We start from the raw sequence: 9,933 nt of genomic DNA, 5'->3' as shown, positions 1-9,933 counted from the left end.
CAAGGAGGGCGATCGCGGCGTGGCTGTTTCCGCCTGCGGCAGCGGTCGCGGCGGTTCGGCAGCCCCGCGGTGGAGGGACGCCGATGGAGGGGCCATCGTCGATGGACTCGTTCATCGTCTGTCTGGTGTGCGTTGACGGTTGGGTTGCCCGCACGCCATCCAGCGCGGGGCCGAATCGACCGGCCCCATGTCGACGCCGAATCGGGGTTGCAAGTTCCGCCGGCCCGGCTGACGAGGGCGGATAGTCACGCTTGCTTGCGCAAGGCTCGTTGTTTTCGGTCGATTATCGGGTACGCCCGGGCGAAAGCAAAGTGCCGAAACGTATCGGTCTGGCAGCGCAGTTGCCGAACGGCTTGCGCGCCCGATCGCCGCGGATTACCGCGTTGCGGACGCGGGCGGGGTTTCCAGATAGGGGAAGTATTGCCGGTCGGCGCCCACGAGGTGCTGGGCGACGATGTCGTAGGCGAGGAACTGGAATACTTCCGCGATGGGGAGCTCGGCGTCCAGCCGGGCGCGTTCGAACAGTCGATTGGCCTGCGCGAGCAGATGCCCGTGTTCGGCGGCGTGCGCCTCGCGGTCGGGATAGCCGATGGAGGCATGCAGCCGCTCTTCCTCAGCGAAATGCGCGGTGATGTCCTCGACCAGGACCTCCATCGCTTCGAGGACTTCCGCCCGCGGCGCGTGGGCGATTACCGCCTGCAGGAGCCGGTTGGCGTGTTCGAAAAGCTGACGGTGCTGACGGTCGACGCGCTCGTTGCCGCTGCGGTAGCTTTCGCGCCACACCAGCTCGACGGGCGAGGAGGCGAGCCGGGTGCCGTCGCTCGCGAAGGCGGAGTAGGGGTCGGAGACGACGCGGTTACGTCCGGTGTTCTTGGCCCGGTACATGGCACGGTCGGCACGTGCGAGCCAGTGCTCGAAGCCTTCGCCGCAACGGTACTCGGCGACCCCGGCGCTGATGGTGACGGGCCGTGCGCTCGACAGCCGCGCTTCCGCCACGCGGGCACACAGCTTGTGCGCGAGCTGTTCGGCCTCGCGCAGGGCGGTGTCGGGTGCGAGCACGACGAATTCCTCGCCGCCCCAGCGCGTGATGGTGTCGGCGCGGCGGATGTCGCTGCGGATGCGGCGGACGAGTTCGACGAGAACGTAGTCGCCGACGGCATGACCGAGCTGGTCGTTGATTTCCTTGAAGTGATCGACGTCCAGCACGAGCAGGGAAACTGCGTGGCCGTGGCGCTCGGCGCGCGACATTTCCAGCAGCGCGGCGTCCTCGAGGTGGCGCCGGTTCCATGCGCCGGTCAGCCGGTCGGTGTAGGCGAGGCGCTCCATCTGCTCGAGGGCATGCAGGAGTTCGGCGTGGCGCGACTCGGCGTACTCGGCCGGATTGGGGAGGCTGCCCGTGCGTGCGCCGATCTCGGTGGCAATCATTCCCGAGGCGATGACTTCGCTGTCACCTGCGCGCAGGGGGAAGCGCGTGATGAGGAAGCGTCGCGCGCGCAGTCCCACGATGGCTTCTTCTTCGCTGTGGGTGACTTCCGCCGAGGCGCCGTTGCCGATGCGCAGGGCGCGGGGCAGGCCGGCGGTGTGCAGCACATCGTCCTCGTGTCGGCCCGGCAGCGATGCGGCCGGAACATTGAGGATCTGCGCAAAGGATTCGTTGGCGTACAGGTAGGTGCCGTCGTTGCCGCGAATCGCGATCAGCGCCGGCGACTGGGCGACGAGCGAATGCAGCAGCGACGCGTGGGCGTCGCGAGCCGGGGTTTCCGTTGAGGCCAGGGGTTCGCTCATTCGACCAAGTCCCGAGTGCGTGAAGAATAACCGCACTCCGTTCGATGGTTTGCGATCCGCGGCATTTTAGCGGGATCGCGGGGCGAGCGGCGTGATTCCGATCACATGCACCCTGGGCGGGGGCAGCGGCCCCGAGGCCGGTGCGCGGGCCCGGCGCGCGGCCGGACCCGCAAGGGGCTCAGTGGCCCGAGCAGCCGCAGCCGCCACCACCTCCGCCGCAGCCGCCGCCCGTGGATGCCGGGAGCGGAGCGGGTTCCTGGTCGCGCGCGTGGAGCTGGATGCGGAAGTCGATGACGATGTTGCCCGGTTCGCGCGCGACGTACGCGATCGAGACCTGGGCGCCGTAGCGCTGCTGGATCTGGTTGAGCAGCGGCAGGGGGTCGTGGTCGTTCACGAAGCGCATGGTCTCGCCATCCTCGAGGGATTCGAGGGCGCCGAAGATCGCGGCGTGGCGGAAGCGCTTGGCTACGCCGCGGGCGTCGAAGGGAAAGACGGTGTTGTCGAGGATGGGCAGTTCGCTCATGAGTCGGGTCTCCGGGTTGGGGCGGCGATGGCGATATGGATGCTCGCGCAAACGGGTAGGGGGTGCCGCAGGGTTCCGATCGTAGGTGGCGCAGGTGCCGCGCGCCTTGAGCCAGAACAAGAATCGCCCCCCGTCGTCGGCGGCGCGAAGGGGAGTGGAGGCACGCCCGCGATATGACGACGCGCAGGTTTTTCCCCTATGTGTTACCTTTAAATAAAACAAGAACATATTCGAGAAACAGGATGAAGCGAGCTGGGCGAAGTCCTTGCGGGCGTCGGAGGGCCGAGGCGATGGGGATTGTCGCTGCGCAGTGCCGTGCGGGGTGGAGGGGCTCTCGTGCCGCATGCGCGGATCAGCGGGGGGGCGATGCGCGCTAGCCGCCCGCCTGCATTCGCGGTGCCGGATGCGCCGAGACGCATGCGCCTGGGTCTGCGCGGCCGCTACGCCCTGTACGGTGCGGCGCTGACCACGCTGGTCGTGGTCGTGATGGCCGCCTTGTCGTATTTCAATGCACGCACGCTGGTGCAAGGTATCGCCACGGGGCACCTCGCGCAGATCGCCAGCTCGGTGTCGGAGCGCATCGAGCGCACGCTGGATCTGGCACATCGCGAGCTGGCCGCGCTCGCCGGACAGCCCCTGCTGTCGAATGCGCTGCTCGACTCGCAAGGGCGGGATGTCTATCTGAGACCCTTCCTCGCCCGCCACACGCTGGCGGCAACCATCGACTACAACCTCGTCCTCGTCGATTACCGCGGCGAGCCCGTCGCCGCGCGCAAGGCGCCGCGGAGCTTTCGTGGCGTGGCATGGCTGTCGGACAAGGTGTTGCGCGGCGAGACGCATGCCGAGATCGAGCATGGCGGCCCGGATGTGATGCTGCGCATCGCGGTCCCCATCCTGGTGAATGCCACCGGGACCTTCGAAGGGGCGCTGGTGTTCGAGGCGAATCTCAGCCAGTGGTTGCATGGCACCGCTTCGCCCTTCGACCTGAACGACGACGGTCTCGTCGAGGTGGTGCTGAGGGCAGGTGATGGCGTGGTCGTGCGGCGTACTTTCCCGGGCAACCCGGCGCGGCTGGTGACGAGCGCGCACGGGGTGAGTGCGGGGCTGCCCCTGTCGGCGCCCCTGCAGGTGGGCGTGAGCATGGATGCCGACGTCTTCGAGCGGCCGATCGGGATGTTGCTCGTCAAGCACGTGGCGTGGGGCCTGATCGCGATCGTTCTGGTCGGTGCGGGCAGTTATGCGCTAGCACGCGCCCAGACGCGTCGCATCGAGGAGCTTGCCAGCGAGGCCCGTGAAGTCGCGCTGACGGGGCGGCCGCGGCAGGGCTTCGGTGCGGGGCGCTTCGGCAACGACGAGGTGGGGGATCTCGCGGCGAGCCTGGTGCGTCTGCTCGAGGAGCTTAAGGCGCACGAGAGCGAGCTGGAGACGCTGGTCGAGGAGCGCACTGCGGACCTGAACCGTGCGCAGGCGATCGCGCATGTCGGCAGCTGGGTCTATCTGCCGCAGGAGCCCAGGCTCGAGCTGTCCGCCGAGACGCGACGGCTCTTCGGTTTGGCGGCCGAGCGGCGGCTATCGTGGCAGGTTCTCCTCGACGCGGTGCATCCCGAGGACCGCGGGATGGTGCGCAAGGCATGGAAGCGGGTGCTGGCGGGCCAGCCCTTCGATATCGAGCATCGCGTGCTGCTGGATGAGGAGGTCCGCTGGGTGCGCGAGATCGCCGAGCGCATCGTGCTCCCGGGCGAGCCGCCGCGCTGCGTCGGCACGGTGGAGGACGTCACGGAGCGGCGCCTCACGGAGGCGCGCATGCGCGAGGCGATGGTGGTGTTTTCGGCGTCGAGCCAGGGCATCATGACGATGGACGCGGCGGGCACGATCACGTCGGTAAATCCGGCGTTCTGCCGCATCACGGGTTATGCGGCGGAGGAGGTCATCGGGCGCAAGTCCACGGTCTTCGGGTCGGGACGCCAGGACGAGGCCTTCAACGACGCGATGTGGTCGGCGCTGGCGAGCTGCGGCGAGTGGGAGGGGGAGGTGTGGAACCGGCGCCGCAGCGGCGAGATCTACCCGCAGTGGCTGACGATGTCGGCGGTGCGCGGGGAGGAGGACGGCGTCGTCGAATATGTCGCGATGTTCAGCGACATCACCGAGCGCAAGCAGCACGAGGATGAGATCTGGCGCCAGGCCAATTTCGACGCGCTGACGGGCTTGGCGAACCGCAGCCTGTTGTACGACCGCCTCGATCGTGCGCTGGTGCACGCGCGCCGCAACGGCAGCAAGGCGGGCTTGCTGTTCCTGGATCTCGACGGCTTCAAGTGGGTGAACGACACGCTCGGCCACGACGTCGGCGACGAGTTGCTGGTCGAGGTTGCGCGCCGCCTGAAGGGCTGTGTGCGCGAGCAGGACACGGTGGCGCGCCTGGGCGGCGACGAGTTCACGATCGTGGTGGGCGACCTGCAGGACGCCGAGCATCTGCGTACGGTCGGCGAGAAGGTGCTGGGCGTGCTGGAGCAGCCGATCGCGCTGCCGGGCACGCGGCACCAGATTTCGGGCAGCATGGGCATCACCGTGTTCCCGGACGATGGCGACGACGTCCACAGCCTGCTGCGCAACGCGGACATCGCGATGTACAAGTCGAAGCAGAATGGCAAGAACCGCTTCCACTTCTATGCGCGCGAGATGCAGTGCGATGCGCTCAAGCGCATGCAGATCGAGGCGGACCTGCGCACCGCGCTGGCGCGGGATGCCTTCACCCTGGAATACCAGCCCATCGTCGCGGCCGACAGCGGCGAGCTGTTCGGCGCCGAGGCGCTGATCCGCTGGTCGCATCCGCAGCTCGGGGCGATGTCGCCCGCCGATTTCGTGCCGGTGGCGGAGGATAGCGGGCTGATCGTGCCGATCGGCGCGTGGGTGTTGCGCGAAGCCGTGCGCCAGATGCACGCCTGGCGCGAGCTCGGCCATGTCCTGCCGCACCTCGCGGTGAACGTCTCGGGGGTGCAGTTCCGCGACCCGGCCCTGCCCGAGCTGGTTGCCGAGGTGATGGACTGCTACGCGGTGGCGTCGGGGGCGCTGACGCTGGAGATCTGCGAGTCGGTGATGGTCGACGCCAACAGCGCGACCGAGAAACGCATGCGTGCGCTGAAGGAGCAGGGGGTTGCGTATTCGCTCGACGACTTCGGCACGGGATTTTCGTCCTTGTCGTACCTGAAGCGCTTCCCGGTCGACATCGTCAAGATCGACCGCAGCTTCGTGCGGGACTGCCCCGGGGACCGCAATGACGTGCACCTGGTGGAGGCCATCATCAACATGGCGCACAGCCTCGACCTGAAGGTGGTGGCGGAAGGCGTGGAGACGCAGGCGCAGGCCGACTTCCTGCGCGAGCGCGGATGCGATTTCCTGCAGGGTTACCTGATCGCGAAACCGCTGCGCGCAGAGGCCTTCGAGGGGCTGCTGTTCCGCCGGGAGGCGCGGGCCGGGCGCGGCGGGCTGTCGCTGGTGGCGGGATGAAATCCCGCCCTGCGGCAGGCCTGTCCTGAGCTTGGCGAAGGGCTCAGGACGAACGGCGATCTTCGAGGGGGCGCATCAGTCCGCGTATTCGAAGCGCACGCGCTTGACGTTGCACAGCAGCTCGTAGGCGATCGTGTTCGCTGCTTCGGCGATGCGGTTCACCGGGACGTTGTTGCCCCACAGCTCGACGCGGCTGCCGAGCTTCGCATCAGGGAGGTCGGTGAGGTCGACGGTGAGCATGTCCATCGATACGCGGCCGATCAGGCGCGTGCGGATGCCGTCGACGGCGACGGGGGTGCCGTCCGGCACGGTGCGCGGATAGCCGTCGGCGTAGCCCATGGCGACCAGCCCCACGCGCGTCGGGCGTTCGGCGCGAAAGCGCGCGCCGTAACCGAGCGGGGCGCCGGCGGGGATCTCGCGGATCGCCATGATGGCGCTCTCCAGCGTCATCACCGGGCGCAGGCCGTTGGGCTCGCCGGGCATGGGGTCGGCGCCGTACAGCAGGATGCCCGGGCGCCCCCAGTCGCGGTGCGCGTCGGGCCAGCCGAGGATGGCACCGGAGTTGGAGAGGCTGCGCGGGCCCGGCAGGTCGCGGGTGGCGGCGTCGAAGGCGGCGACCTGCTCGGAGGTGGCAAGCACGTGCGGTTCGTCGGCGCGCGCGAAGTGGGTCATCAGCGTGATGCTGCCGACCCGGCCGTTGTCCTTGAGACGCTGCCAGGCGGCACGCAGCTCGTGAGGCATGAAGCCGGCGCGGTTCATGCCGCTGTTGACCTTGAGCCACACGTCCAGCGGCAGCGCCGGCTTGGCGTGGTCGATGATGCGGATCTGCTCGGCGTGGTGCACGACCATCCACAGGTCGTGGCGCACGACCTCGTCGAGCTCGGCGGCGTCGAAGATGCCTTCGAGCAGCAGGATGGGCTGCTCGATGCCGGCCGCGCGCAGTTCGAGGGCTTCGTCGAGGAAGGCGACGGCGAAGCCGTCGACCTCGGGGGCGAGGGCACGCGCACAGGCGACGGCGCCGTGGCCGTAGGCGTTGGCCTTGACGACGGCGAGTGCCCGGCCGCCGTGGCGGCCGCGGGCGAGGCGGTAGTTGTGACGCAGGGCGTCGAGGTCGATCAGGGCGCGGGCGGGTCTCATGCGGCGGGAGAAAGGTTAAGGCCTTGCGAGCGGGAAGCCGCTACTTTGCCATAACGCGCGAGTCCCAGATCGGAATGACGGATCGCCGGCTGGCGGCCGGTGACGAGGTCGGCCACCAGTTGCCCGGAGCCGCAGGCCATGGTCCAGCCCAGCGTGCCGTGGCCGGTGTTGAGGTAGAGCTGGGGATAGGCGGTCTCGCCGACGATGGGGGTGCCGTCCGGCGTCATCGGGCGCAGGCCGGTCCAGAATTCGGCCGCGGGCAGGTTGCCGCCGCCGGGGAAGAGGTCGCCGACGACCATTTCCAGCGTTTCGCGGCGGCGCGGGTTGAGCGAGAGGTCGAAGCCGGCGAGCTCGGCCATGCCGCCGACGCGGATGCGGTCGTCGAAGCGGGTGATGGCGATCTTGTAGGTTTCGTCGAGCACGGTCGACACCGGCGCCTTCGCGGCGTCGACGAGCGGGACGGTGAGCGAGTAGCCCTTCAGCGGGTAGACCGGCAGGTCGAGGCCCAGCGGCTTGAGCATCTGGCGCGAGTAGCTGCCGAGGGCGAGCACGTAGCGGTCGGCCGCGAGCACCTCGTCGCCGACCTGCACGCCGATGACGTCGCCGCCGCCCACCAGCACTTCGCGGATGTCCTGGCCGAAGCGGAACTCGACGCCCAGCTCGCGCGCCTTTTCGGCGAGGCGCGTGGTGAACAGCTGGCAGTCGCCGGTCTCGTCGTTGGGCAGGCGCAGGCCGCCGGCGAGCTTGTCACGCACCGCGGCGAGCGCCGGTTCGGCGCCGGCGAGCGCGTCGCGGTCGAGCATCTCGAAGGGCACGCCGCATTCCTTCAGCACCTCGATGTCGCGCGCGGCCGCGTCGACCTGGGCCTGGCTGCGGAAGAGCTGTACGGTGCCGCGGGTGCGTTCCTCGTAGCGGATGCCGGTGTCGGCGCGCAGGTCGCGCAGCACGTCGCGGCTGTACTCGGACAGGCGCATCATGCGTTCCTTGTTCACGGCGTAGCGGCTCGCGGTGCAGTTCTTCAGCATCTCGGCCATCCAGCGCAGCTGGAACAGGCTGCCGTCGGCGCGGATCGCGAGCGGGGCGTGGCGCTGGAACAGCCACTTCATGGCCTTCAGCGGGATGCCGGGCGCGGCCCACGGGGTGGAGTAGCCGGGCGAGACCTGGCCGGCGTTGGCGTAGCTGGTCTCGAGCGCCGGCGCGGGCTGGCGGTCGATGACCGTGACCTGGGCGCCGCTGCGGGCGAGGTAGTACGCAGTGGTGGTGCCGACGACGCCGCTGCCGAGGACGAGAACGCGCATGACTGACTCCATGATTTCCGGTGCATTGAATATCGCCAGTCTAGTGATGGTTTGGTAGTGAAATTCACTTGAATATATGTGTGATCTAGTGAATTGACGTATATTTGGGCGGTGTTTTTCTCCGGATTAGTGAAATGCGCGAACTCGACCGTATCGACCGCAAGATCCTCGATCTGCTGCAGAAGGACGGCCGGATTTCGATGACCGATCTGGCGGCGAAGATCGGCCTGTCGGCGACGCCGTGTACCGAGCGCGTGCGGCGCCTGGAGCGCGAGGGGGTGATCACCGGCTATCACGCGCACGTGAATCCGCATGCGCTGGGCAAGAACCTGCTGGTGTTCGTGGAGATCAAGCTGTCGGCGAAGTCGGGCGAGGTGTTCGACCGCGTGAAGAAGGAGCTGAGCTTCGTGCCCGAGGTGATGGAGTGCCATCTGGTGTCGGGCGACTTCGACTATCTCGTGAAGGCGCGCATCACCGAGATGGGGGAATACCGGCGCCTGCTCGGCAACATCCTGCTCAAGCTGCCGTCGGCGGCGGAGTCGCGCAGCTACGTGGTGATGGAGGAGCTGAAGGAGACGCTGTACATCCCGCCCGAATGAGCGGCGTCAGATCAGGCCGGGGATATCCGGGCGGAACAGGCTGTCGGCGATCGGCGCGTCGTATTCGACCGACTCGATGACCGAGCGGCCGATGTAGCGGCCCATCGCGTAGTGGTGTTCAACGGCGGCGTAGAGGCGACCGCTGGCGGTGCGGAAGTCCTCGTACACGGTGCCGAACACCATCTCGCTGCCGCCCGGGTGGGTGAGGATGCCGCGCGAGCGCAGGATGCGTCCGGACTCGGGGTCGATTTCCGCCACCATGCGCAGGTTGTTGCCGAGCGGCATTTCGACGAAATGCAGGCGCACGTCGCCGGCACGGTGTTCGCCGCCGTCGCGCAGTTGCGCGCGTGCCGCGAACAGGTTCCACGGCAGGGCCACGCGTGCCGCCTGCAGGATGAGTGCGCCGCGGAAGGCTTCGCTCATCGGCTTGCTACTTTGCCACGCAGTCGGACCGTCGATGATGCGGGTCTCGGTGCCGGACCGGTAGTGGATCTCGATGCGGAAGCGCTCGGCGCCGCGGTACGCACGCAGCAGGGCGCCTTCGCCACGGCTGTGCGAGAGCGTGTGCCCGCGCTGCAGGATGGTGTTCGGCGGGGTGACGGTGCCATAGGCGCGCTCGATGCGTTCGAGCAGCGGGCCGAGATCTCCCGCGCCTGCCGCGCTGGCGAAGGCCAGCACCGCCGCGGCGAGAACCCGCCGCAGCCAGGACGCAGGGTCGGGCCGGCGAGGCATTGTCCTATTCCTTTTTCCAGCGGTCGTGACCGATGAATTCTTCCCAGTCGAGGAAGCCGTCGCGGTTCTTGTCTTGCTGCTCGAAATTGTCGCTCAGGTAGGTGAAGCGGCCCGTGACTTCCTCACGCGTGAGCTTGCCGTCCTTGTCGGCGTCGGCGCCGTCGAAGCGCTCGATGGCCTTCTGGCGCGCGGCGCGGCCGACTTCGCCGAGGTGGTCGTTGCGGTCGAGCGAAGGGATGCGCGACTGGGCTGCCGCGCTCAGCGGGGCGGCCAGCACGAGCGCGAGCAGGGCGGCGGCCAGGGGGTGTGCAGGGGAATTCATGGTCGGTCTGAGGCCTGTCCCTTATACACATCT

At 68.4% G+C, this 9,933-nt stretch carries 8 protein-coding genes; 2 read left to right on the top strand and 6 right to left on the bottom strand.

Translation table 11 applies throughout. From position 1 onward, the window contains the following. Positions 1–375 precede the first annotated feature (375 nt). Complete coding sequence (locus GO615_RS26520) at positions 376–1,785, bottom strand: diguanylate cyclase (protein WP_169132859.1); 1,410 nt, start codon at positions 1,783–1,785, stop codon at positions 376–378. Between the two features lie 178 nt (positions 1,786–1,963). After that, positions 1,964–2,308, bottom strand: a complete 345-nt coding sequence (locus GO615_RS26515) for a DUF2249 domain-containing protein (protein WP_169132858.1) — start codon at positions 2,306–2,308, stop codon at positions 1,964–1,966. A 417-nt stretch (positions 2,309–2,725) separates the two neighbouring features. Here GO615_RS26515 and GO615_RS26510 point away from each other — a divergent pair, with 417 nt between their 5' ends. Then, positions 2,726–5,812: a putative bifunctional diguanylate cyclase/phosphodiesterase gene (locus GO615_RS26510; protein ID WP_169132857.1), complete on the top strand. Its 3,087-nt coding sequence runs from the start codon at positions 2,726–2,728 to the stop codon at positions 5,810–5,812. Positions 5,813–5,887: 75 nt separating this feature from the next. Here the strand turns inward: GO615_RS26510 and alr are convergent, their stop codons facing one another. Both alr and GO615_RS26500 read right to left on the bottom strand, forming a co-directional pair. After that, positions 5,888–6,949, bottom strand: a complete 1,062-nt coding sequence (gene alr, locus GO615_RS26505) for an alanine racemase (protein ID WP_169132856.1) — start codon at positions 6,947–6,949, stop codon at positions 5,888–5,890. Further along, positions 6,946–8,247, bottom strand: a complete 1,302-nt coding sequence (locus tag GO615_RS26500; RefSeq protein WP_169132855.1) for a D-amino acid dehydrogenase — start codon at positions 8,245–8,247, stop codon at positions 6,946–6,948. The genes alr and GO615_RS26500 overlap by 4 nt, the downstream gene beginning before the upstream one ends. Positions 8,248–8,381: 134 nt before the next feature. Here GO615_RS26500 and GO615_RS26495 point away from each other — a divergent pair, with 134 nt between their 5' ends. Then, the gene (locus tag GO615_RS26495; protein WP_169132854.1) at positions 8,382–8,846 is read left to right on the top strand and encodes an Lrp/AsnC ligand binding domain-containing protein; all 465 of its coding nucleotides are present in this window, start codon (positions 8,382–8,384) and stop codon (positions 8,844–8,846) included. A 6-nt stretch (positions 8,847–8,852) separates the two neighbouring features. On the opposite strand, the gene GO615_RS26490 is transcribed toward GO615_RS26495, so the two are convergent. Both GO615_RS26490 and GO615_RS26485 read right to left on the bottom strand, forming a co-directional pair. Next, positions 8,853–9,578, bottom strand: a complete 726-nt coding sequence (locus GO615_RS26490) for a hypothetical protein (RefSeq protein ID WP_169132853.1) — start codon at positions 9,576–9,578, stop codon at positions 8,853–8,855. A gap of 4 nt (positions 9,579–9,582) precedes the next feature. After that, the gene (locus GO615_RS26485; protein WP_169132852.1) at positions 9,583–9,900 is read right to left on the bottom strand and encodes a hypothetical protein; all 318 of its coding nucleotides are present in this window, start codon (positions 9,898–9,900) and stop codon (positions 9,583–9,585) included. Between the last annotated feature and the right edge of the window lie 33 nt (positions 9,901–9,933).

The sequence above is a fragment of the Aromatoleum evansii genome, from assembly GCF_012910805.1.
Taxonomy (GTDB): Bacteria; Pseudomonadota; Gammaproteobacteria; order Burkholderiales; family Rhodocyclaceae; genus Aromatoleum; species Aromatoleum evansii.
This window is presented reverse-complemented; position numbering and strand designations above follow the sequence as displayed.

Bases quoted from the DNA above. Each gene is read 5' to 3' on its own strand.
- GO615_RS26495 (WP_169132854.1), top strand. From the start codon at position 8,382: ATGCGCGAACTCGACCGTATCGACCGCAAGATCCTCGATCTGCTGCAG.
- GO615_RS26490 (WP_169132853.1), bottom strand. From the start codon at position 9,578: ATGCCTCGCCGGCCCGACCCTGCGTCCTGGCTGCGGCGGGTTCTCGCC.
- GO615_RS26510 (WP_169132857.1), top strand. From the start codon at position 2,726: ATGCGCCTGGGTCTGCGCGGCCGCTACGCCCTGTACGGTGCGGCGCTG.
- GO615_RS26500 (WP_169132855.1), bottom strand. From the start codon at position 8,247: ATGCGCGTTCTCGTCCTCGGCAGCGGCGTCGTCGGCACCACCACTGCG.
- GO615_RS26520 (WP_169132859.1), bottom strand. From the start codon at position 1,785: ATGAGCGAACCCCTGGCCTCAACGGAAACCCCGGCTCGCGACGCCCAC.
- GO615_RS26485 (WP_169132852.1), bottom strand. From the start codon at position 9,900: ATGAATTCCCCTGCACACCCCCTGGCCGCCGCCCTGCTCGCGCTCGTG.
- alr (WP_169132856.1), bottom strand. From the start codon at position 6,949: ATGAGACCCGCCCGCGCCCTGATCGACCTCGACGCCCTGCGTCACAAC.
- GO615_RS26515 (WP_169132858.1), bottom strand. From the start codon at position 2,308: ATGAGCGAACTGCCCATCCTCGACAACACCGTCTTTCCCTTCGACGCC.